The sequence below is a fragment of the Pseudomonas frederiksbergensis genome (assembly GCF_001952935.1).
GTDB lineage: Bacteria > Pseudomonadota > Gammaproteobacteria > Pseudomonadales > Pseudomonadaceae > Aquipseudomonas > Aquipseudomonas frederiksbergensis.
The window spans coordinates 784302-805705 of the sequence record NZ_CP018319.1 but is presented as its reverse complement, the minus strand read 5'-3'; the positions used below and the strand labels follow the sequence as shown (position 1 = coordinate 805705).

Sequence of the window (21404 nt, the reverse complement as noted above, 5' to 3'; positions counted from 1 at the left end):
ACAAAACAAATCCCTCCAGTGCAGGAGGGTTCGCAATTGAGGTGTCAGGTGCAACAGATGGATGTTGCTACTGAGGCACTCTTGAGGAACTTTGCAATGACGACTCGTCAGCCACTGTATAAATCCCTGTACTTCCAGGTGATCGTTGCTATTGCCATCGGCATCCTGCTCGGTCACTTCTACCCGCAGACCGGTGTAGCCCTCAAGCCGCTGGGTGACGGGTTCATCAAACTGATCAAAATGGTCATCGCGCCGATCATCTTCTGTACGGTCGTCAGTGGTATCGCCGGCATGCAGAACATGAAATCGGTCGGCAAGACCGGCGGCTATGCGCTGCTGTACTTCGAAATCGTCTCCACCATCGCCTTGCTGATCGGTCTGGTCGTGGTCAACGTCGTGCAACCGGGCGCCGGCATGCACATCGACGTGACAACCCTGGACACCAGTAAAATCGCCGGCTTCATCTCGGCCGGTAAAGACCAGAGCATCATTGCTTTCGTTCTCAACGTGATCCCGAACACCATCGTCGGCGCCTTCGCCAACGGCGACATCCTGCAAGTGCTGATGTTCTCGGTGATCTTCGGTTTCGCCCTGCATCGCCTGGGTGCCTACGGCAAACCGGTGCTCGACTTCATCGATCGCTTCGCTCACGTGATGTTCAACATCATCAACATGATCATGAAGCTCGCTCCAGTCGGTGCGTTCGGTGCGATGGCCTTCACCATCGGTGCCTACGGTGTCGGTTCGCTGGTGCAACTGGGTCAGTTGATGATCTGCTTCTACATCACCTGCATCCTGTTCGTAGTCCTGGTTCTGGGCGCCATCTGCCGCGCGCACGGTTTCAGCGTGCTGAAACTGATTCGCTACATCCGTGAAGAACTGCTGATCGTGCTGGGCACTTCCTCTTCGGAATCCGCGCTGCCACGCATGCTGATCAAAATGGAACGTCTGGGTGCGGATAAATCGGTAGTGGGTCTGGTGATCCCGACTGGTTACTCCTTCAACCTCGACGGTACTTCGATCTACCTGACCATGGCGGCTGTGTTTATCGCTCAGGCGACTGATACGCCGATGGACCTCACTCACCAGATCACCTTGCTGCTGGTGCTGCTGTTGTCCTCCAAAGGTGCTGCAGGTGTGACCGGTAGCGGCTTCATCGTGCTGGCAGCAACCCTGTCGGCCGTGGGTACTCTGCCGGTGGCCGGCCTGGCGCTGATCCTCGGTATCGACCGCTTCATGTCCGAAGCCCGTGCGCTGACCAACCTGGTTGGTAACGCCGTAGCCACCCTCGTGGTCGCCAAGTGGGTGAAAGAGCTGGACGAAGACAAGCTGCAAGTCGAGCTGGCTTCTGGCGGTCGCGGTATCTCCGACGAGCGTGAAGTAGATGACCTGGGCGTGGCTGAAGGCCCGACCCCAAGCAACGTCAAATAAGACGGCTGCACTGAAAAAACCCGCTTCGGCGGGTTTTTTCATGTCTGGGATTTGAGCGCAACGGTCAGCGCAACTGACGCATAAGGTGATTGCTGCAAGGGCGTAGGCTGCCTAGTCTGGAGGCATCGTTTACGGAGAACGCCCATGCTCGGTCCACTGGCATCACTCAAGGTTCTGGATTTCTCGACATTGCTGCCGGGGCCGTTCGCCTCGTTGCTGCTGGCGGACATGGGCGCCGAGGTGTTGCGCATCGAATCGCCAACACGCATGGACCTGTTGCGGGTGTTGCCACCGCATGATCAAGGCGTTTCGGCCAGCCACGCCTATCTCAATCGCAACAAGCGCAGCCTGGCGCTGGACCTCAAGCAGCCCGAGGCGCTGGAGGTGATCAAGCAGTTGTTGCAGGACTACGACATCGTGCTGGAGCAATTTCGTCCCGGCGTGATGGACCGGTTGGGTTTGGGCTATGAAGCCTTGAAGGCGATCAATCCGAAGCTGATTTATGTGTCGATCACCGGGTATGGCCAGACCGGCCCCTACAAGGACCGCGCCGGCCACGACATCAACTACCTGGCGTTGGCGGGGCTTTCGAGCTACACCGGCCGCGCCGACAGTGGCCCGTTGCCGTTGGGCATGCAAGTGGCGGATATCGCCGGTGGCTCGTTGCACGGGGTGATCGGCCTGCTGGCGGCGGTCATCGCCCGGCAGCAAACCGGGCAGGGGCAGCATCTGGATGTGAGCATGACCGACTGTGTGTTCAGCCTGAACGCCATGGCCGGTGCCGGGTACCTGGCCTGCGGGGTGGAGCCGGGCAGGGAAAATCAGATGCTCAATGGCGGCAGCTTCTACGACTATTACCGTTCCCGCGAGGGGCGCTGGTTCTCGGTGGGCAGTCTGGAGCCGGTGTTCATGCAGCAACTCTGCACGGCATTGGGTCGCCCGGAACTGGCGGCCCAGGGGTTGTCGCCCGAGCCGGCCCGGCAACAGGCGCTCAAGGAGGCGTTGAAGATTGAATTCGAAAAACACGACTTTGCCGAGTTGTGTGAGCTGTTCGCCGGCGTCGATGCGTGCGTCGAGCCGGTGTTGAGCCTGGGCGAAGCGGTGCGGCATCCGCAGGTGAAGGCGCGGGCGCTGGTGACCGAAGTGCCGCGGGGTGACGGGACGACTCAGGCGCAGATGGCGTGTCCGTTGAAGTTTTCGGACGGCTTGCCTGAGCCTCGGCATATTGGCGCGGCCATAGGGCAGCATACGGATCAGGTGTTGGAGGAGTTGGGGTATAGCGCTGAGCAGATCGCGGAGTTGCGCCGTGCCAGGGTCGTTACATAGATCGTTCCCATGCTCCGCGTGGGAATGCATCCCGTGACGCTCTGCGTCACAGTGGACACGGAGCGTCCATGGCGGCATTCCCACGCAGAGCGTGGGAACGATCATGTGGGTCACTCGACCCGCATTTCCCCACTAAACACCAATGTGCTCCGGCACCGCCGACACAAATACCGTCGCCCCTGTCTCACCAAACCATGACGCTGCGCCGAAAACGGGAAATCGCTGTCGGGGCACGGGCATTTGTAGATGTAGCGAGTCATGCTGCGGCGTTTGACGTCGTAGGTGTGGCAGCGGTTGGGCGGCAGCTCGTACACGCCGCGCATGATCAGTTGCCACTCTTCGCCATGGGGCTGGATGCGGTCGCCGAACAGTTGATGGGCGATCAGGTGCGCAACCTCGTGGGCCACGGTTTGTTTGAGGAAGTCTTCGGTATTTTCCCGGTACAGCTGTGGATTGAAGCGCAGCAGGTTCTCGTGCAAATGCGCGACACCGGCTTTTTGCCCGCGCAGCTTGAGGCTCACCACGGGGCGTTTGAAAGGTCGCTTGAAAAAGGATTCGGCTAGCTGGTAACAGTCTTCGACGCGGGAATTGAGTTGCTCGGGCATGCTTGATGGATCTCCAGAGGCGTCGAGTATGCCGCAACCCTCGGGACTTGCGAATCGTTCAGGCGCCGAATGGTCGTCACCGTTTTCTATCCTTGAACATTAGAAGGCCGCCTTGCGGCGGCCTGTGTTGGCAGATCTTGTTTTTGGGTGAAGAGTGGCTAGTTCGTATAGACCGGCCCCACGCCGAGTCCCCAGACAATGACCGTGAACGCCATGATGGCCACTAGCACCACCAGGCCTACAGCAAGCACCGAACTCGAAAACAGAAAACCCTCGTCTGATGGAATGTTCATGAAAGTGGGTAGCCCCACATACAGCAGGTACACCGTGTAGCAGATGGCCGCGGTGCCAACGATCATCCCAAGCCACATGTGTGGGTACAGCGCCGCCAGACCGCCGATAAACAGCGGTGTCGCGGTGTAGGTCGCAAATGCAACGCAGCGTGCCAGGCTCGGGTTGGCGTCATAGGTGCGCGCCATCCAGTGGATGAACGCGCCCATTACCGCCACACCGCCCAGCATCGCCAGGTACGACATGACCGTCATCCATATCGCGCTTTCCATCGTCAGCATCACTGGTGCGCGACTGCCAATGACCCAGCCGACCTGTGTGGTGCCAATAAATGCCGACACCGCAGGGATCGCCGCCAGAATCAGGGTATGTGTGAGATACATGTGGCTGATGCTTTCCTCCTGGTCGCCACGAATCTCTTTCCATTCTTGGTCAGGGTGGGTGAAGAGCCCCACTACGTGATGGATCATGCCAGTCACTCCTCTTGTTTTTACCGTCGCCCCCCAGTGGAGCGCCTACAGGCCAAAGTGGCCGAGTAAGGAAAGGTCTGGATTATGTGTGCGACCTTATGTCGCAGTATAGAAAGGTCTTAACGGCGCGGGTTGCAGGGCTTTAGAGCAAATTGCACTGTAAACCCTGCTGCTAATCGCCGGCGGGTCTGTCACCACAATCCATGTGGGAGCGGGCTTGCTCGCGAAAGCGGTGTGTCAGGCAACATTGTTTCGACTGACACTCCGCTTTCGCGAGCAAGCCCGCTCCCACAGGGGATAGGGGGCTCTTCGCCCGTGACTGGTTTTTGCGTAAAATGCCGGCCTTTCGTCACACCTCACGGATTTCGCGTCATGGGCACTCTTACGGTCAACCAGAACAAACTGCAAAAGCGCCTTCGCCGCCAGGCTGGTGAGGCTGTTGCCGATTTCAACATGATTGAAGACGGCGACAAGGTCATGGTCTGCCTGTCCGGTGGCAAGGACAGCTACACCATGCTCGACGTGCTGTTGCACTTGCAGAAGGTCGCCCCGATCAAGTTCGAGATCGTGGCCGTGAACATGGACCAGAAACAGCCGGGTTTCCCCGAGCATGTGCTGCCGGCCTATCTCAAAGAGCTGGGCATCGAGTACCACATCGTCGAGAAAGACACCTATTCGGTGGTCAAGGAGCTGATCCCGGAAGGCAAGACCACCTGTTCGCTGTGCTCGCGCCTGCGTCGCGGCACGCTCTACACCTTTGCCGACCAAATCGGCGCGACCAAGATGGCCCTCGGTCATCACCGCGACGACATCGTCGAGACCTTTTTCCTGAACATGTTCTTCAACGGCTCGCTCAAAGCCATGCCGCCGAAGCTGCGCGCCGACGATGGCCGCAACGTGGTGATCCGCCCGCTAGCCTACTGCAACGAAAAAGACATCCAGGCCTACTCGGACTTCAAGCAATTCCCGATCATCCCGTGCAACCTCTGCGGTTCCCAGGAAAACCTGCAACGCCAGGTGGTCAAGGACATGCTTCAGGAGTGGGAACGCAAGACGCCAGGCCGCACCGAAAGCATTTTCCGCAGCTTGCAGAACGTGATCCCGTCGCAACTGGCGGACCGTAATCTGTTCGACTTCACCAATCTGCGTATCGATGAAACCGCCGCTTCGCGCTTCGTCAACGTAGTCAACCTCTAAACACAATCACTGTGGGAGCCAGCCTGCTGGCGATAGCGGTCGGTCAGACACATCGTTGTTGACTGACCCACCGCTATCACCAGCAGGCTGGCTCCCACATGAGTCTGTTCACTTACTCATCAGGAAAGGGCATGCGCGATTACAAGTGGCTGCACGAATACTGTCTGAACCGCTTCGGTTCGGCAGCTGAACTGGAAGCCCATCTGCCCGTTCCGAAAACTCCGGCGCAATTGCGCAAGATCAGCGACGACCGTTACCTCTCGACCATGGCGCTGCGCGTCTTCCGTGCCGGGCTCAAGCACAGCCTGGTGGACGCCAAATGGCCGGCGTTCGAAGAAGTGTTCTTCAAGTTCGACCCTGAGAAAGTCGTGCTGATGAGTGCCGAACACCTTGAACGTCTGATGCAAGACGCGCGGATCATTCGTCACCTGGGCAAACTCAAGAGCGTGCCGCGCAATGCGCAGTTCATTCTGGATGTGGCGCATGAGAAGGGCAGCTTCGGCGCGTTGATCGCCGATTGGCCAGTCACGGATATCGTTGGGTTGTGGACCTACCTGAAAAAGCGTGGCCATCAATTGGGTGGCTTGTCGGCTCCGCGGTTCTTGCGCATGGTCGGCAAGGATACGTTTGTGCCGAGTTATGACGTGGTCGCGGCGTTGAATGCACAGAAAATCGTCGACAAGGTGCCGACCAGCCTGCGGGATCTGGCGTTGGTACAGGATGTGTTTAACCAGTGGCATGAAGAAAGTGGTGGGCGGCCGATGAGCCAGATATCGATGATGCTCGCCTACACCGTCAACCACTGACGAAAATGATCGTTCCCACGCTCCGCGTGGGAATGCCGCCCGGGACGCTCCGCGTCCCTGTGACGCGGAGCGTCACTTGATGCATTCCCACGCAGAGCGTGGGAACGATCACTGTAGGAGGATCAGGCTGCCGCGGTTTCGCCTTCACCCGCCAACTTGCGGTTCAACTGAAACCGCCATCGCACATACAACAGCGCCGAGCAGAACACCGCCACGCTGGCGCCCATTTCCAGCAAGCCAAACAGCTGCCGGTTCGGGTCATAGGCCGCCAATGCGCCCTTGATGAAATAAAGGTTCACCACAAAACACATCCATGAATGCCCGCGCGCACTGCCAATAATCATCCCCGGCGCCAGCAACAGCAGCGGCACCAGTTCGATCAGCAGAATCACCCACGGACGGGCGCCGTGCAGGTCGGCGAAGACCAGGTAGTAGGCACACAGCAAACCCACCAGACCGAAGTAGCACAGCAGGCTGATGACGCGCATCGCCCGAACCCGCGGTTCGAGCCATTCGATGGAGGGCAAAATTTTCGGCTTTTTGGCCACGTCAGTTCCCCAGTTTCTGTGCCGTCTTCGCCAAGCGCAGGCCCAAGGCCCGGCACAGCGCGACTTCATGTTCATTCAAGCCGCTTTTGCCATCGGCCCCGGCGTGATGGCTGGCGCCGTAAGGCGTGCCGCCGCCACGGGTTTCCAGCAGGGCCGATTCGCTGTAAGGCAGGCCGGTGATCAGCATGCCGTGGTGCAGCAACGGCAACATCATCGACAACAGCGTGGTTTCCTGGCCGCCGTGCAGGCTCGCGGTGGAGGTGAAAACGCCGGCCGGTTTGCCCACCAGAGCGCCGGTCAGCCACAGGTTGCTGGTGCCGTCGAGGAAGTACTTGAGCGGCGCCGCCATGTTGCCGAACCGGGTCGGGCTGCCCATGGCCAGGCCTGCGCAATTTTTCAAATCGTCGAGGCTGGCGTACAGCGCGCCTTCGTCCGGGATGTCCGGCGACACGGCTTCGCATTCGCTGGATATCGCCGGGACCGTGCGCAGCCGGGCTTCCAGGCCAGCCTGCTCGACACCACGGGCGATCTGCCGGGCCATTTCATTGGTCGAGCCGCTGCGGCTGTAATACAGGACCAGAATGTACGGCGCACTCACGGCAGTAGCTCCAGCACATTTTCCGGTGGTCGGCCGATGATGGCTTTGTCGCTGACTTCCAGAATCGGTCGCTCCATCAGTTTCGGGTTGGCGGCGATGGTGGCGATCAATTGCGCCTCGCTCAGGCTGTTGTCGGCCAGGTTGAGGGTTTTGTATTCGTCCTCGCCGGTGCGTAGCAGTTGCCGGGCGCTGATGCCGAGCTTGGTCAGCAGGCTCTGGATTTGCGCGGCGTCCAGCGGGGTTTCCAGGTAGCGGACCACGGTCGGGGTCAGGCCACGGGCTTCGAGCAGTTCGAGCGCACCGCGGGATTTCGAGCAGCGCGGGTTGTGATAAAGCGTCAGATCGGTCATGTGCGGTTCGCATCTTGCGTAAGGTGACGGCTATTCTAACTGTGCAGCGCGTAATCCAGAACCTTGGGAGGCGATGGGTCGCAGGCACATTCAATTTTGAACAAGGAATACGACATGACTAGGCGACTGGCAGCGGCATTGGCGATCATCGGTACGTTATTGCTGGGGGGCTGCGGTAACGACTATGGCATCGACCAGAACGGCCAGAAAGTCGCCGCCGAACGCCTGGACAAACAATGGCTGGTGCTCAATTACTGGGCTGAATGGTGCGGGCCGTGCCGAACCGAGATCCCGGAATTGAACGCGTTGGCCGATCAGCTCAAGGACAAGAAGATTGGTGTGTTCGGGGTCAACTTCGACAATGTGCAGGGGGAAGAGCTGAAAAGCGCCAGTGAAAAACTGGGCATCAAGTTCACCGTACTGGCTTCTGATCCGGCTGATCTGTTTGAGGTGCCGCGCAGTGAGGCGTTGCCGGTGACTTACATCATCGATAACAAGGGCAAGGTACGGGAACAGTTGATGGGCGAGCAGACGGCGGCGGGGGTGATGGCGAAGCTTGAGGCGTTGCAGGCGAAGAACTGAGTGCGCTGATCGTTCCCACCTGTGGCGAGGGAGCTTGCTCCCGCTCGATTGCGCAGCAATCGTAAAGCTGTGTATGCGGTGTACCTGACGACACGAAGTGGTTGGGTTTAGGGCTGCTTTGCAGCCCAGCGGGAGCAAGCTCCCTCGCCACAATTGAGAGGGTTAACCCTCTTCAAGCCACCAGCGCAACGGTTTGCCTTCTGCCGGCCAGAAACGCATCTGGTCGATCGGCGAGACGTCCCAGCGCTGAACGTTTTCCAAGGCCTGGAGGAAACGCTTTTCCTGCTCCATCAGCGCCGGCGCACACAGCTTGCGTGTGCTGCCAACCTTGCCGAAGCTCAGCTTGTCGCCTTCCAGGGTGTACGGCGCGAACCAGTGGTTGCAGCCGCCGTTGCCGTAGGCCCGGCCGTCGTCACCGAGGGTGATGGTCAGGTGGCTGTAATCCATCAACGGACGTTCGCCAATCCACTCCAGAATGTAGCTGCGGTTGTGTTGCAATTGCACCGGCTCGGCGGCGCAGCCCAGCAGGCTGGCGCCAACCATCGCGGTCAGAGCGAGGCGTTTCATCACGCGGGCTCCTGGCATTTCGGGCACAGGTGCTTCTCGCTGACCGTGGTCCAGCCCAACTCGGCAATCCGAGCGGTGGCAGCAGGCTTTTCAGCCTTGTTGCCCAGCTTGGCGTCGACCGCGAACTCGAAGCTCAGCTCTTTGGCGCAGCTGTCGCAGTTGACTTTCCAGGTGTGGATCGCCAGTTCACCGAACACCGGACCACTGGCCACCGCGACCCATTGGCCGGGCGGGTTGATCAAGTGGCGAACCGTTTCAACGGTCAGGCGCATGGACAAGTCCTTGGCGCCCTTGAGGGTCACTACCAGCACGTCGTTGTTACGAATCGAGCCGCCGTTGCCGGTGACTTGATAACGCCCCGGCACAAGGGCGCGGCATTCGGTGAGAGTGTGTTGCGGGTTCATCAGGCTATAGCGGAAATCGTGTTCGACCATGGGTCCTCCAAATATGCGCGGCATGCTAGCACGGACATCAGCGCAGCATGGAGCGGGCGTATGACCTTCGATCTGGTTCAGTCAGCCGTTACCAGATTCGCAGGCGCGCCTGCTGCCCAGGCGGCGATGTTCTGCAGGGTGGTCGCGGCAATCGCACCCAGGGCTTCGCGGGTCAGGAAGGCCTGGTGAGCGGTGATGATCACGTTCGGAAAGGTCAGCAGCCGCGCCAGCACATCGTCCTGCAGCGGCAGGTCGGAACGGTCCTCGAAGAACAGCTGCGCCTCCTCTTCATACACATCCAGCCCCAGATAACCCAGTTGACCGTCCTTCAACGCGTCGATCAGCGCCGGCGTGTCCACCAGGCCACCGCGGCCGGTGTTGATCAGCATCGCACCCGCTTGCATGTGCGCCAGGGACTCGCGATTGATCAAGTGTTTGCTTTGTTCGTTGAGCGGGCAGTGCAGGCTGATGATCTGCGACTCGGCCAGCAGTTGCGGCAGGCTCAGGTAACGGGCGCCGAGCGCTTCGACTTGCGGGTTGGGGAAAGGGTCGTACGCCAGCAATTGGCAGCCGAAGCCGTTCATGATTTTCGCGAAGGTCGCGCCGATCTGTCCGGTGCCGACGACACCGACGGTCTTGCCCACGAGGTCGAAGCCGGTCAGCCCGTGCAGGCTGAAATCCCCTTCGCGCGTGCGGTTGTAGGCGCGGTGCAGGCGTCGGTTTAGCGCCAGGATCAGCGCCACCGCATGTTCCGCCACTGCGTGGGGCGAATAGGCCGGGACGCGCACAATCGCCAGCCCCAAACGCTTTGCCTCCGCCAGATCGACATGGTTGTAACCCGCCGAGCGCAGGGCGATCAGGCGTGTACCACCCGCGGCCAGGCGTTCGAGCACCGGCGCGCCGAGGTCATCATTAATGAAGGCACAGACCACTTCGTGATGCTCCGCCAGCGCCGCCGTATCAAGGCTCAGTCGCGCTGATTGAAAGTGCAGTTCAATGCCGGCGGGCAGGTCGGCACTCAGAAAACTGTCGCGGTCGTAGGTCTGGCTACTGAAAAGAATCGTACGCATGCGGTCCTCCTGGAATGTACATCAGGCATTTATACGGGCATGGGCGGCCAGGCGATTGATGGCCCGGTCGAGGTCTTCCAGTGCACTGGGGGCTTTGGGGTCCTGTTGCTTGAGCAGGGTTTCGCTGCGCTGGCAGGCGGCGCGCAGTTGCGGGACGCCGCAATAACGGGTCGCGCCGTGCAGGCGATGGACGCGCTCGATCAGGGCGTTCTGGTCGTTGGTTTCCCGGGCGAAGCGAATCGCCTCGCGGTCGGCTTCCAGTGAGGCCAGCAACATCGCCAGCATGTCCGCCGCCAGATCAGCCTTGCCGGCGGCCAGGCGCAAACCTTCTTCGTGATCGAGCACCTGCAATTCATGACCGCTGCCGTGGCTGTCGCTGGAACGCTCCGGCCCATGATTGCGCAGCGCCAGGCCGGTCCACTTCAGCACCACTTGGGCCAGTTGCCGTTCGCTGATCGGTTTGGTCAGGTAATCGTCCATGCCGCTTTGCAGCAGCGCGCGTTTTTCGTTGGCCATGGCGTGAGCGGTGAGGGCAACGATCGGCAGCGGCGTGCAATGCCGTTCACTTTCCCACTGGCGAATCGCTTCGGTGCTTTGCCGCCCGTCCATGCCGGGCATCTGAACATCCATCAGCACCAGATCGAAGGTTTCGGTCTGCACCGCCTTGACCGCCGCGTAGCCGCTTTCCACCGCGAGGACTTTGGCGCCCATGTCTTCCAGCAGGGTTTGCACCAGCAGCAAGTTGGCCGGGTTGTCGTCGACACACAGCACCTTTGGCGCACGGCTGGACACCGGTTCGCCAGGTTCGCTGCGGTGCTGGCGCGGGTTGACCAGGTCGGACAAGGCCCGCCGTAGCTTGCGGGTACAGGCCGGTTTGGCCTGGAGCTGGCTGTGTGGGTTGGGCACCGAGAGGTGGAACAGCGTCTGTTCGGTGGTCGGGCACAACACCAGCACCTTGCAGCCCAGGTGTTCGAGGTCCCAGATGTGCTGGTTGAGGCGCTCGGGTGGCATGTCGTTGCTGGTGATGCCGAGCACCGCTAGGTCGATCGCCTGATCGGTCTGATGCGCGCCGGTCACGCCATTGGTCAGGCTTTCCAAGGTATTGAACGGAGTGACTTCGAGGCCACAGTCTTCCAGTTGATGCTGCAATGCCTGACGGGCCAGTTCGTGATTTTCCAGCACGGCCACCCGACGCCCGAGTAACGGCGGACCGGGCAGGTCTTCGGCGTCGTCGCGGGTTTTTGGCAGGCTCAGGCTGATCCAGAATTCCGAGCCTTCACCGGGCGTACTGTCGACACCGATCTCGCCGCCCATCTGTTCGATCAGGCGTTTGGAAATCACCAGCCCCAGACCGGTGCCACCCGGTTGCCGGGACAGCGAGTTGTCCGCCTGGCTGAAGGCCTGGAACAAGGCGCGCACGTCCTGGTTCGACAGCCCGATGCCGGTGTCCTGGATGCTGATGCGCAGTTGCACGCTGTCTTCGTGTTCTTCTTCAAGCATGGCGCGGGCGACGATGGTGCCTTCGCGGGTGAACTTGATCGCATTGCTGACCAGGTTGGTGAGTATCTGCTTGAGCCGTAGCGGATCGCCTACCAATGACAGCGGCGTATCGCGATAAACCAGGCTCACCAGCTCCAATTGCTTGGCGTGGGCGGCCGGGGCGAGGATGGTCAGCGTGTCCTGGAGCAGGTCGCGCAAGTTGAACGGGATATTGTCGAGCACCAGTTTGCCGGCCTCGATTTTCGAGAAGTCGAGAATCTCGTTGATGATTCCCAGCAGGCTGTCGGCGGATTTTTCGATAGTGCCCAGATAGTCGAGCTGGCGCGGGGTCAGTTCGCTTTTTTGCAGCAGATGCGTGAAGCCGAGAATGCCATTGAGCGGCGTGCGGATTTCATGGCTCATGTTGGCCAGGAACTCGGATTTGATCCGGCTGGCTTCAAGGGCTTCCTTGCGCGCCAGGTCCAGTTCGATGTTCTGGATCTCGATGGTTTCCAGGTTCTGGCGCACGTCTTCGGTGGCCTGGTCGATGCTGTGTTGCAATTCTTCCTGCGCGTTCTGCAGGGTGCCGGCCATGCGGTTGATGCCGGACGCCAGTGTGTCCAGCTCCTGGCTGCCGAGGGGCGGCAGGCGGGTTTCCAGATGACCGTCCTTGAGTTGCGCTACCGCTTGCTTGATCTGGCTCAGCGGCCGATTGATGCTCCGGCCCATGCGCAACGCCAGCAGCGCCGCACCGGCCAGGCCTGCGCCGATCAGCAACAGGCTGGCGAACAGGCTCCGGTAACCGCGCAGCAGCATGCCGTTGTGGGACAGTTCGAGCTCGACCCAGCCCAGCAGGCGGTCGGCTTCGTCGGGAATCAGTTCACCGGCCAGATTGCGGTGCTTGCCGAACACCGGCAGCAAGTAACGCGTCGCGTCATTGCCGCTGCGGCGCAGCATCTGCGCACCGTTACCGACCGGCGCCTGATTGAGCATGGTCGGCCCGGCATGGGCCAACAAAGAGCGGTCGGGGGCGAGGAACGAAACGGCGCGAACGTCCGATTGTTCCAGCGATTGGGTGGCAATGCGTTCCAAAAGCTCGGTGTTCTTGTGGCCCATGGCCGGGGCCACCAGCGGCGCCAGTTGTTCGGCGATCATCTCGCCACGCTGCATGAGCTGGGTTTGCAGGTCGGATTGCTGCATCCAGGTGAAATAACCGCCCAGAACCAAGGCCATCAGGCTGGTCGGCAACAGGGTCAGCAATAGCACGCGGCCTTTAATTCCAAGTTTTTTGAGCACGCATCTCTCCTGCATCCAGCGATTTAACGACCTGCACGTACGTCCAGCACGCGCCATTTGCGCAGTGTAGCGATTTGCAGGCGGGCAATCTTCGTAAAATTGATGTCGGCATTCGTCGGCTGGATCGCCACTTTTACCCTGCGGGCAAACCTTGTGTTGCCCGCAGCGAGGCAATCTTGAATAATCGCCAACTGAGAATTATTTGCAGATAGTCATGACTCCCATCACTGCTGGCCATCCTCGTATCCTGTCTATAGAAGACGACCTCGTACTCGGTGCTTATGTTCATGAGCATCTGGGACGTTGCGGTTTTCAGGTGACGTGGTGCCAGAACGGACTGGAAGGCTTGACCATCGCTCGCCAGCAAGCCTTCGATGTGGTGCTGATGGATATTCTGCTGCCGGGCCTGGACGGGCTGAATGTACTGACGCAGTTGCGCCAGAGCCATTCCACCCCGGTGGTACTGATGTCGGCGCTCGGTGCCGAGGCGGATCGCATCAGTGGTTTTCGCCTGGGCGCCGATGATTACCTGCCCAAGCCCTTCAGCATGGTCGAGTTGCGGGTGCGCATCGAAGCGATCCTGCGACGGGTCGCGCTCGACCGCCGGCCAGCGCCGGCACCGATTGCCCCTTCGGCGGACAGCCTGCGTTTCGACGATGAAGGCTGTGATGTCTTTTACGGCGAACACGCCGTCGGCCTGACCCGCAGCGAATACCGGCTGCTGGAAACGCTGAACCGCAATGGCGATGAAGTCCTGAGCAAAGCCTTCCTCTACCAGCATGTGCTGCAGCGCGGTTACGCGCCCCATGACCGCAGCCTCGACATGCACATCAGTCAGATCCGCCGCAAGCTCAAGGCTGTCGGCTACCTCGAGCGCGAAGTGCGCACGGTGTGGGGCAAGGGTTACGTATTGAGTGCTGTCGATGAAGTGGACTGAGCTGCCGGGCAGGCATTCGCTGTTCTGGAAACTGGCGTGTTTGTTGGTGGCGTTCTGTCTGCTGATGATCTGGCTCAGTTGGTCCTGGGGCCGCTACATGGAAAAGAAAAACCTGTTCCTGTCCGACGAGGCACGGGGCACGCTGATGCGCTACGCCGCCGAGGCGGAGCAGGCGTGGAATAAGCGCCAGAGTGCAGGCGTCGATGAATGGTTGCACGATGTCGGCCATCGCGAGTCGACATGGCTCGGTGTGATTGGCGGCGATTTGCAGTCATTGAGCAGTTACCCGCTGACGGAAAAAGAAACCCGGCGCCTGACCTTTTTACGCGGCCTGGATTGGCCGACGAGTCGTCATACCAAAGGATTGCCATGGTTGAGAGTACCATTTCCCAAGGATCCGTCCGCCGGCAGTCTGGTGATCGAACTGCCCCAGCGTTTCGTGCCCGGCCGTTACCGGGTGTTCTGGCGGGTGATCACCAATGGGGTGATTCCAGGGTTGTTCACCTTGCTGTTGTGCGTTGGTCTGTATCGGTTGCTGGTCGTGCCTTTGAACAGTCTGCGCGAACAGGCCAATGCCTGGCGTGCCGACCAGTTGAACGTGCGGTTGTCGAGCCGTATCACCAATCGCCCGGATGAGCTGGGTGAACTGGGCCGGGCCTTCGATCACATGTCCGAGCGCCTGCAAAGCACGGTGGCCCTGCAACAACAACTGCTGCGCGACTTGTCCCACGAATTGCGCACGCCACTGAGTCGCCTGCGGGTGGCCAGCGAAAGCGAGCAGGGGCTGACGCAATTGCGCGAGCGTATTGGCCGAGAGGTCGATGGCATGCAGCGACTGGTCGAAGACACCCTGCAACTGGCCTGGCTCGACACCGAGCGCACTCGGTTGCCCGATGAATCGATCCAGGTTCAGGCGTTGTGGGAAATGCTCACGGAAAATGCCTGCTATGAAAGTGGCTGGCCGGCGAGCCAGTTGCAGTGCGCGGTGGATTCTTCCTGCTGGGTGCGCGGCCATCTCAATACGTTGGCTCAAGCGCTGGAAAACATCCTGCGCAATGCCATTCGTCATTCACCGCAGGGCGGCATTGTGCGCTTGGGTGGGCGGCGCGATGGCGACTTCTGGCACGTGTGGCTGGAGGATGAGGGCGGCGGGGTGGCCGATGAAGAGCTGGAGCGGATCTTCTCGCCGTTCATCCGACTTGACGGATCGCGGCCGGGGGATGGTGGATTTGGCTTGGGGTTGAGCATTGCGAGGAATGCGGTGCAGCGCCAGGGGGGGCGGCTTTGGGCTGAGAACACTGGGGTGGGGTTGCGGCTGAATATGCGGTTGGTGGCGGATGACGGTGGAGTCAGTGACGACGCTATCGCGAGCAGGCTCACTCCCACATTGGATGGGTGTCGGCCGCAAATGGTGTGATCAACCCCCTAACCCTGTAGGAGCGAGCCTGCTCGCGATGAGGCCCTCCCAGCTACAACCGTTCTAACTTTGCCGGAGCGTTCCCGTTATTTTGTACGACCTTTCCTAAAGGTCATTGCCGACACCTTGTGCCTGATTCGACGGAATAGACTCACGTTTTCCTTCGTCCTCCAGGAGTTCGGCATGAATGCACCCAGCGTCCCCGACAGCACAACCGACGACCGTTTCAATGAAGTGCTTGCGCTGATTCAAAGTGCCAAGCAGCAAGCCATGCAGGCGGTGAATACCCAGTTGATCGAGCTGTATTGGCAGGTGGGTGCTTACATCAGTCGCAAGCTGGAAAAAGCCGAATGGGGCGATTCTGTGGTCAGCCAATTGGCCGAGCATCTGGCTCAGACTCAACCGGGGTTGCGTGGGTTTACCCGGTCGAACTTGTTCCGCATGCGCCAGTTCTATGAGGCTTATCACGCTGAAGAGAAAGTCGCACCACTGGTGCGACAATTGTCTTGGTCGCACAACCTGATCATTTTCAGCCAGAGTAAACGGCCGGAAGAGCGGGAGTTCTATGTCCGTTTGGCTGTTCAGGAAAAATGGTCGAAGCGTGAACTGGAGCGTCAGTTCAAAGCTGCACTGTTCGAGCGAAGCGTGACCCAACCGGCAAAAGCCTCTGCGGTGCTGAGACACACTCACCCTGAGGCACTGAACGTGTTCCGCGACGCCTACATGCTTGAGTTTCTCGACTTGCCCTCCGACCATGGCGAAACCGATCTGCATAAAGGGTTGCTGGCGCGCCTCAAAGATTTTCTGATCGAGCTGGGGCGCGACTTCTGTTTTGTCGGCTCTGAACGCCCGCTGCAAGTCGGCGGGCGTGATTTCGCCCTGGATCTGCTGTTCTTCCACCGTGGCCTCAATTGTCTTGTAGCCATTGAGCTTAAGGTCGGTCGTTTTGAACCGGAGTATCTGGGCAAGCTGAACTTCTATCTGGAAGCGCTGGATCGCGATGAACGCAAACCCCACGAAAACCCTGCCATTGGTGTGTTGCTATGTGCCAGCAAGGATGACGAGGTCGTCGAGTACGCCCTTAACCGCAGCCTGTCGCCAGCGCTGATCGCTGAATACCAGGTGCAGCTACCGGACAAACAGTTGTTGCAAGCCAAGTTGCATGAGTTCTATGCATTGAATGTCGCGCAAGGCGAAGAGTACTGATCCAGCCCCTTATTCCCATAAGCCATAAGCACCGTACTTTGCGTGATATGGCCTTCGAAGGTTTGCCGGTATGATAGGCGCCCCCGCAGTCTGGATTGCGAATACGCCATGACCTTGCAGTACCCAACCATCGCCGATTGCGTCGGCAACACTCCGCTGGTCCGTTTGCAGCGCCTGCCTGGCGCCACCAGCAATACCCTTTTGCTCAAGCTCGAAGGGAATAACCCGGCGGGTTCGGTCAAGGACCGTCCGGCGCTGTCGATGATCACCCGCGCTGAATTGCGCGGGCAGATCCACGTCGGCGATACGCTGATCGAAGCGACCTCGGGTAACACCGGGATCGCCCTGGCGATGGCCGCCGCGATCAAGGGTTACAAGATGATCCTGATCATGCCGGACAACTCCAGCGCCGAGCGTAAAGCCGCGATGACGGCGTATGGCGCCGAGCTGATCCTGGTCACCCAGGAAGAGGGCATGGAAGGCGCCCGCGACCTTGCACAGCGCATGGAAGCCGAAGGCCGCGGCAAGGTGCTGGATCAGTTCGCCAACGGGGACAACCCCGAAGCGCACTACACCACCACCGGCCCGGAAATCTGGCGTCAGACCGAAGGCACCATCACCCATTTCGTCAGCTCCATGGGCACCACCGGTACCATCATGGGCGTCTCGCGCTACTTGAAAGAGCAGAACGAGAGCGTGCAGATCATCGGTCTGCAACCGATGGAAGGCTCGGCGATCCCGGGCATTCGTCGCTGGCCGCAGGAATACCTGCCGAAGATCTACCAGGCCGAGCGCGTGGACCGGATCGTCGACATGGCGCAAAGCGAAGCCGAAGACGTGACCCGTCGTCTGGCCCGCGAAGAAGGCATCTTCTGCGGCGTGTCCTCGGGCGGTGCGGTGGCAGCGATGCTGCGCCTGTCCCAAGAAGTTGAAAACGCGGTGATCGTCGCGATCATCTGCGACCGTGGCGACCGTTACTTGTCGACCGGCATTTTCGACGCGCCCAACTGATGGCCAAACAAGAGAGAGGCCTGCGCTTCCAGCCCACCGGCGGCAGCAAGGCCCCGCAAATTCCGACTGGCAAAAAGCAGCGCTTGAGTATCGAGCGCCTGGCTAATGACGGTCGCGGTATCGCGTTTTTTGAAGGTCGCACCTGGTTCGTCATCGGCGCATTGGCCGGTGAAGAAGTCGAAGCACGTGTATTGGGCGCCCACGGCAAAGTGGTCGAGGCGCGCACTGAGCGGGTGTTCCAGGCCAGCGAACTGCGCCGCCCGGCACCGTGTCCGCATGCCGGTCGCTGTGGCGGTTGCAGCGTGCAACATTTGCCGCACAACGAACAACTCGCCCTGAAACAGCGCATGCTCGCCGAGCAATTGTCCAAGGTCGCCGGTGTCGAACCCGAAGAATGGGCCGCGCCTTTGAGCGGTGCGGAATTCGGTTACCGGCGTCGCGCCCGAGTGGCGGTGCGCTGGGACATGAAGGCGAAAAAACTCGAAGTCGGTTTCCGCGCCGCTGGCAGTCAGGACATCGTTGCGATCAACGAATGCACAGTGCTGGTACAGCCCTTGCAACCAATCATGACCCGCTTGCCGGAAATGCTTCGGCGCTTGAGCAAACCTCAGGCGCTGGGGCATGTGGAATTGTTCAGCGGTTCATCGTTGGCGGTGCTGCTGCGGCACATGGCGCCGCTGTCCGACGCCGACATGACGATCCTCAAGGATTTCTGCGCGTTCCATGAAGCCCAATTGTGGCTGCACGGTGACGGTGAACCGCAACCGGTCGAGGCTGACCAGTCGTTGGGTTATCGACTGGAACAGTGGGATTTGGACCTGGCGTACCGACCGGGAGATTTCATCCAGGTCAACGCCGGGGTCAACGAAGCGATGATCGCCCAGGCGTTGGAGTGGCTGAAGCCGACGGCGGATGAACGCGTTCTCGATCTATTCTGTGGCTTGGGTAACTTTGCCTTGCCGCTGGCCAAGGTCGTTCGCGAAGTGGTGGCGGTGGAAGGTGTGCAGGCGATGGTCGAGCGGGCAGCCGCGAACGCTGCTAGCAACAATCTTCATAATGCGAAGTTTTTTCAGGCCGATTTATCCCAGCCTTTGACCGATGCCGAATGGGCGCGCGAAGGCTTTTGTGCGGTACTCTTGGACCCACCGCGTGACGGTGCTTTCGAGGCAGTGCGCAAGCTTGCGTCCCTGGGCGCCAAACGGTTGGTGTATGTGTCGTGCAATCCGGCAACGCTGGCGCGCGACACGGTCGAATTGATCAAGCAGGGCTACCGGTTAAAACGTGCCGGGATTCTCGATATGTTTCCTCAGACGGCACATGTCGAGGCCATGGCGTTATTTGAAGCGAGCTAGGACGGCTCGTCTGGTCCGACTGGCCTACCCGCGCCACTCTCGCATTAGCCCCGCGAGCGTCCAAGGGTAACGAAAGGTCAGCGATTTGACGCATTGAATCTGCGTCGTAGGGAAGGTAAGCAAGATGGTACAGGTGAGAGCACACCAGCCGATCAACACCGACGGCAGTATCAATCTCGAGGCTTGGCTCGATCATGCGGTCAGTGTCGATCCGGCACTGGATCGCGAAGCCTTGAAGGAAGCGTGCGAGTTTGCTCGTGCGTCTGAACAACAAGCCAATGCGGCGAAAAACCTGTGGTCCGAAGGGACCTCGAGTTTCCGTACGGGCCTTGAGATCGCCGAGATTCTCGCCGACCTCAAACTCGATCAGGATTCGTTGGTTGCCGCGATCCTGTATCGCGGCGTGCGCGAAGGCCAGATCGAGTTGCCGGCGATCAGCCAGCGCTTCGGTCCGGTGGTCGCCAAGCTCATCGACGGCGTGTTGCGCATGGCGGCGATCAGCGCCAGCCTCAGCCCCCGCCAATCCCTGGTGCTGGGCACGCAGGGCCAGGTCGAAAACCTGCGTAAGATGCTGGTCGCCATGGTCGACGACGTTCGCGTTGCGCTGATCAAACTGGCCGAACGCACCTGCGCCATCCGTGCGGTGAAAACCGCCGATGACGAAAAACGCAACCGCGTCGCCCGTGAAGTCTTCGACATCTACGCGCCTTTGGCTCACCGTCTCGGTATCGGTCACATCAAGTGGGAACTGGAGGATTTGTCCTTCCGTTACCTTGAGCCCGATCAGTACAAACAGATTGCCAAGTTGCTCCACGAGCGACGTCTGGATCGCGAGCGCTTCATCAGCGACGTGATGAGCCAGTTGAAGAACGAGCTGACCGCCACCGGCGTTGACGCCGACATCAGCGGCCGGGCCAAACACATCTATTCGATCTGGCGCAAAATGCAGCGCAAGGGTCTGGAATTCAGCCAGATCTACGACGTGCGCGCCGTTCGCGTGCTGGTGCCGGAAATGCGCGATTGCTACACCGCGCTCGGTATCGTCCACACCCTGTGGCGGCACATCCCGAAAGAATTTGACGACTACATCGCCAACCCGAAAGAGAACGGCTATCGCTCGCTGCACACCGCAGTGATCGGCCCGAGGGCAAGGTGCTGGAAGTGCAGATCCGCACCCATGCCATGCACGAAGAAGCCGAACTGGGCGTGTGCGCGCACTGGAAGTACAAGGGCACCGACGTCAAGTCCGGCTCCAACCACTACGAAGAGAAAATCTCCTGGCTGCGTCAGGTCCTCGAGTGGCATGAAGAATTGGGCGATATCGGCGGCCTGGCTGAACAGCTGCGGGTCGATATCGAGCCGGACCGGGTCTACATCTTTACCCCGGACGGTCACGCCATCGACTTGCCGAAGGGCGCGACGCCGCTGGACTTCGCTTACCGCGTGCACACCGAAATCGGTCACAACTGCCGTGGCGCGAAGATCAACGGGCGCATCGTGCCGCTCAACTACAGCCTGCAAACCGGTGAACAGGTCGAGATCATCACCAGCAAGCACGGCACCCCGAGCCGCGACTGGCTGAACCCGAACCTGGGTTACATCACCACCTCGCGGGCGCGGGCGAAGATCGTTCACTGGTTCAAGTTGCAGGCGCGCGACCAGAACGTCGCCGCCGGTAAAACCTTGCTGGAGCGTGAACTCAGTCGCCTCGGTCTGCCAGCAGTGGATTTCGACAAGCTGGCCGAAAAGGCCAACATGAAGGTGGCCGAAGACATGTTCGCTGCGTTGGGCGCAGGCGATTTGCGTCTGGCGCAACTGGTGAACCTGGCGCAGCAACTGGTCGAGCCGGAGCGCGGCAACGAACAGCTGGAACTGATTCCGCGCAAGGCCACCGGCTACAAACCGGGCAAGCGCGGCGACATCCAGATCCAGGGCGTCGGCAACCTCATGACCCAGATGGCCGGCTGCTGCCAGCCGCTGCCGGGGGATGCGATCGTCGGTTACATTACTGTGGGCCGCGGCGTGAGCATCCACCGTCAGGACTGCGCCTCGGTATTGCAACTGGGCAGCCGCGAACCCGAGCGGATCATCCAGGTCAGCTGGGGGCCGGTGCCGGTGCTCACCTATCCGGTGGACATCATCATCCGCGCCTACGACCGGTCCGGCCTGCTGCGTGACGTTTCGCAAGTGCTGCTCAACGAGCGGATCAACGTGCTGGCGGTCAACACCCGCTCGAACAAAGAGGACAACACCGCGTTGATGTCCCTGACCATCGAGATTCCGGGGCTGGATGCGTTGGGGAGGTTGCTGGGGCGGATTTCCCAGTTGCCGAACATCATTGAAACCCGTCGTAACCGGACGCCGTGATGATTCCCAATCCAATGTGGGAGCGGGCTTGCTCGCGAAGAGGGAGTGTCAGTCAACATCAATG

General features: G+C 60.2%; 19 protein-coding genes and 1 pseudogene. 11 read left to right on the top strand and 9 right to left on the bottom strand.

Annotation, left to right across the window (positions count from 1 at the left end; translation table 11 throughout):
- The first annotated feature begins 96 nt into the window (after nucleotides 1–96).
- Together PFAS1_RS04065 and PFAS1_RS04060 are read left to right on the top strand one after the other, a co-directional pair.
- Nucleotides 97–1431 carry a dicarboxylate/amino acid:cation symporter gene (locus tag PFAS1_RS04065; RefSeq protein ID WP_074879147.1) on the top strand — a complete coding sequence of 445 codons (1335 nt, stop codon included), beginning with the start codon at nucleotides 97–99 and terminating at the stop codon, nucleotides 1429–1431.
- 144 nt (nucleotides 1432–1575) lie between these two features.
- Entirely contained in the window at nucleotides 1576–2757 is a 1182-nt protein-coding gene (locus PFAS1_RS04060; RefSeq protein ID WP_076028288.1) for a CaiB/BaiF CoA transferase family protein, read from the top strand.
- Nucleotides 2758–2867: 110 nt separating this feature from the next.
- On the opposite strand, the gene PFAS1_RS04055 is transcribed toward PFAS1_RS04060, so the two are convergent.
- Nucleotides 2868–3362, bottom strand: a complete 495-nt coding sequence (locus PFAS1_RS04055) for a SprT family zinc-dependent metalloprotease (RefSeq protein WP_074879143.1) — start codon at nucleotides 3360–3362, stop codon at nucleotides 2868–2870.
- A gap of 158 nt (nucleotides 3363–3520) precedes the next feature.
- The gene (locus PFAS1_RS04050; protein ID WP_074879141.1) at nucleotides 3521–4123 is read right to left on the bottom strand and encodes a Yip1 family protein; all 603 of its coding nucleotides are present in this window, start codon (nucleotides 4121–4123) and stop codon (nucleotides 3521–3523) included.
- Between the two features lie 372 nt (nucleotides 4124–4495).
- Here PFAS1_RS04050 and ttcA point away from each other — a divergent pair, with 372 nt between their 5' ends.
- Together ttcA and PFAS1_RS04040 are read left to right on the top strand one after the other, a co-directional pair.
- The gene (gene ttcA, locus PFAS1_RS04045) at nucleotides 4496–5320 is read left to right on the top strand and encodes a tRNA 2-thiocytidine(32) synthetase TtcA (RefSeq protein ID WP_008147982.1); all 825 of its coding nucleotides are present in this window, start codon (nucleotides 4496–4498) and stop codon (nucleotides 5318–5320) included.
- Between the two features lie 131 nt (nucleotides 5321–5451).
- Entirely contained in the window at nucleotides 5452–6126 is a 675-nt protein-coding gene (locus PFAS1_RS04040; protein ID WP_076028287.1) for a DNA-3-methyladenine glycosylase I, read from the top strand.
- A gap of 122 nt (nucleotides 6127–6248) precedes the next feature.
- On the opposite strand, the gene PFAS1_RS04035 is transcribed toward PFAS1_RS04040, so the two are convergent.
- The 3 genes from PFAS1_RS04035 to arsC are packed head-to-tail and all read right to left on the bottom strand — an operon-like array spanning nucleotide 6249 to nucleotide 7622.
- On the bottom strand, nucleotides 6249–6674 hold the full coding sequence (locus tag PFAS1_RS04035) for a DUF2069 domain-containing protein (RefSeq protein WP_074879136.1): 426 nt from the start codon (nucleotides 6672–6674) through the stop codon (nucleotides 6249–6251).
- A gap of 1 nt (nucleotide 6675) precedes the next feature.
- Nucleotides 6676–7272 (bottom strand): NAD(P)H:quinone oxidoreductase, encoded by a 597-nt coding sequence (gene wrbA, locus PFAS1_RS04030; RefSeq protein ID WP_008147989.1) that lies wholly within the window; start codon nucleotides 7270–7272, stop codon nucleotides 6676–6678.
- Nucleotides 7269–7622, bottom strand: a complete 354-nt coding sequence (gene arsC / locus PFAS1_RS04025; protein WP_076028286.1) for an arsenate reductase (glutaredoxin) — start codon at nucleotides 7620–7622, stop codon at nucleotides 7269–7271. Before arsC ends, wrbA begins: the two co-directional genes overlap by 4 nt.
- Nucleotides 7623–7736: 114 nt before the next feature.
- Between arsC and PFAS1_RS04020 the strand changes: the two genes are divergently transcribed.
- On the top strand, nucleotides 7737–8204 hold the full coding sequence (locus tag PFAS1_RS04020; RefSeq protein WP_074879132.1) for a TlpA disulfide reductase family protein: 468 nt from the start codon (nucleotides 7737–7739) through the stop codon (nucleotides 8202–8204).
- Nucleotides 8205–8366: 162 nt separating this feature from the next.
- Here the strand turns inward: PFAS1_RS04020 and PFAS1_RS04015 are convergent, their stop codons facing one another.
- From PFAS1_RS04015 to PFAS1_RS04000, 4 genes are all read right to left on the bottom strand, one after another.
- Complete coding sequence (locus tag PFAS1_RS04015) at nucleotides 8367–8771, bottom strand: META domain-containing protein (protein ID WP_076028285.1); 405 nt, start codon at nucleotides 8769–8771, stop codon at nucleotides 8367–8369.
- Nucleotides 8771–9205 (bottom strand): hypothetical protein, encoded by a 435-nt coding sequence (locus PFAS1_RS04010; protein ID WP_076028284.1) that lies wholly within the window; start codon nucleotides 9203–9205, stop codon nucleotides 8771–8773. The genes PFAS1_RS04015 and PFAS1_RS04010 overlap by 1 nt, the downstream gene beginning before the upstream one ends.
- 77 nt (nucleotides 9206–9282) lie before the next feature.
- Nucleotides 9283–10275 carry a 2-hydroxyacid dehydrogenase gene (locus PFAS1_RS04005; RefSeq protein WP_076028283.1) on the bottom strand — a complete coding sequence of 331 codons (993 nt, stop codon included), beginning with the start codon at nucleotides 10273–10275 and terminating at the stop codon, nucleotides 9283–9285.
- Nucleotides 10276–10296: 21 nt separating this feature from the next.
- Nucleotides 10297–13050, bottom strand: coding sequence for a response regulator (locus PFAS1_RS04000; protein WP_076028282.1), 2754 nt, complete (start codon nucleotides 13048–13050; stop codon nucleotides 10297–10299).
- 214 nt (nucleotides 13051–13264) lie between these two features.
- Here PFAS1_RS04000 and PFAS1_RS03995 point away from each other — a divergent pair, with 214 nt between their 5' ends.
- The 6 genes and pseudogenes from PFAS1_RS03995 (at nucleotide 13265) to relA (ending at nucleotide 21340) form a co-directional block, all read left to right on the top strand.
- Nucleotides 13265–13987, top strand: coding sequence for a response regulator transcription factor (locus PFAS1_RS03995; protein WP_076028281.1), 723 nt, complete (start codon nucleotides 13265–13267; stop codon nucleotides 13985–13987).
- Entirely contained in the window at nucleotides 13974–15404 is a 1431-nt protein-coding gene (locus tag PFAS1_RS03990) for a sensor histidine kinase (RefSeq protein WP_076028280.1), read from the top strand. The genes PFAS1_RS03995 and PFAS1_RS03990 overlap by 14 nt, the downstream gene beginning before the upstream one ends.
- 183 nt (nucleotides 15405–15587) lie before the next feature.
- Nucleotides 15588–16610 (top strand): PDDEXK nuclease domain-containing protein, encoded by a 1023-nt coding sequence (locus PFAS1_RS03985; RefSeq protein ID WP_076028279.1) that lies wholly within the window; start codon nucleotides 15588–15590, stop codon nucleotides 16608–16610.
- A 108-nt stretch (nucleotides 16611–16718) separates the two neighbouring features.
- Nucleotides 16719–17621 (top strand): cysteine synthase CysM, encoded by a 903-nt coding sequence (gene cysM / locus PFAS1_RS03980; protein WP_076028278.1) that lies wholly within the window; start codon nucleotides 16719–16721, stop codon nucleotides 17619–17621.
- Nucleotides 17621–18973, top strand: coding sequence for a 23S rRNA (uracil(1939)-C(5))-methyltransferase RlmD (gene rlmD / locus PFAS1_RS03975; protein ID WP_074879117.1), 1353 nt, complete (start codon nucleotides 17621–17623; stop codon nucleotides 18971–18973). Before cysM ends, rlmD begins: the two co-directional genes overlap by 1 nt.
- Nucleotides 18974–19097: 124 nt before the next feature.
- Nucleotides 19098–21340 (top strand): annotated as a pseudogene (gene relA / locus PFAS1_RS03970) (GTP diphosphokinase).
- Nucleotides 21341–21404 lie beyond the last annotated feature (64 nt).

Coding starts and splice junctions, on each gene's coding strand:
- rlmD (WP_074879117.1), top strand. CDS start 17,621: ATGGCCAAACAAGAGAGAGGCCTGCGCTTCCAGCCCACCGGCGGCAGC.
- PFAS1_RS03985 (WP_076028279.1), top strand. CDS start 15,588: ATGAATGCACCCAGCGTCCCCGACAGCACAACCGACGACCGTTTCAAT.
- arsC (WP_076028286.1), bottom strand. CDS start 7,622: ATGACCGATCTGACGCTTTATCACAACCCGCGCTGCTCGAAATCCCGC.
- PFAS1_RS04040 (WP_076028287.1), top strand. CDS start 5,452: ATGCGCGATTACAAGTGGCTGCACGAATACTGTCTGAACCGCTTCGGT.
- PFAS1_RS03995 (WP_076028281.1), top strand. CDS start 13,265: ATGACTCCCATCACTGCTGGCCATCCTCGTATCCTGTCTATAGAAGAC.
- PFAS1_RS04020 (WP_074879132.1), top strand. CDS start 7,737: ATGACTAGGCGACTGGCAGCGGCATTGGCGATCATCGGTACGTTATTG.
- PFAS1_RS04015 (WP_076028285.1), bottom strand. CDS start 8,771: ATGAAACGCCTCGCTCTGACCGCGATGGTTGGCGCCAGCCTGCTGGGC.
- PFAS1_RS04065 (WP_074879147.1), top strand. CDS start 97: ATGACGACTCGTCAGCCACTGTATAAATCCCTGTACTTCCAGGTGATC.
- cysM (WP_076028278.1), top strand. CDS start 16,719: ATGACCTTGCAGTACCCAACCATCGCCGATTGCGTCGGCAACACTCCG.
- PFAS1_RS04055 (WP_074879143.1), bottom strand. CDS start 3,362: ATGCCCGAGCAACTCAATTCCCGCGTCGAAGACTGTTACCAGCTAGCC.
- PFAS1_RS04010 (WP_076028284.1), bottom strand. CDS start 9,205: ATGGTCGAACACGATTTCCGCTATAGCCTGATGAACCCGCAACACACT.
- PFAS1_RS04060 (WP_076028288.1), top strand. CDS start 1,576: ATGCTCGGTCCACTGGCATCACTCAAGGTTCTGGATTTCTCGACATTG.
- ttcA (WP_008147982.1), top strand. CDS start 4,496: ATGGGCACTCTTACGGTCAACCAGAACAAACTGCAAAAGCGCCTTCGC.
- PFAS1_RS03990 (WP_076028280.1), top strand. CDS start 13,974: ATGAAGTGGACTGAGCTGCCGGGCAGGCATTCGCTGTTCTGGAAACTG.
- PFAS1_RS04050 (WP_074879141.1), bottom strand. CDS start 4,123: ATGATCCATCACGTAGTGGGGCTCTTCACCCACCCTGACCAAGAATGG.
- PFAS1_RS04005 (WP_076028283.1), bottom strand. CDS start 10,275: ATGCGTACGATTCTTTTCAGTAGCCAGACCTACGACCGCGACAGTTTT.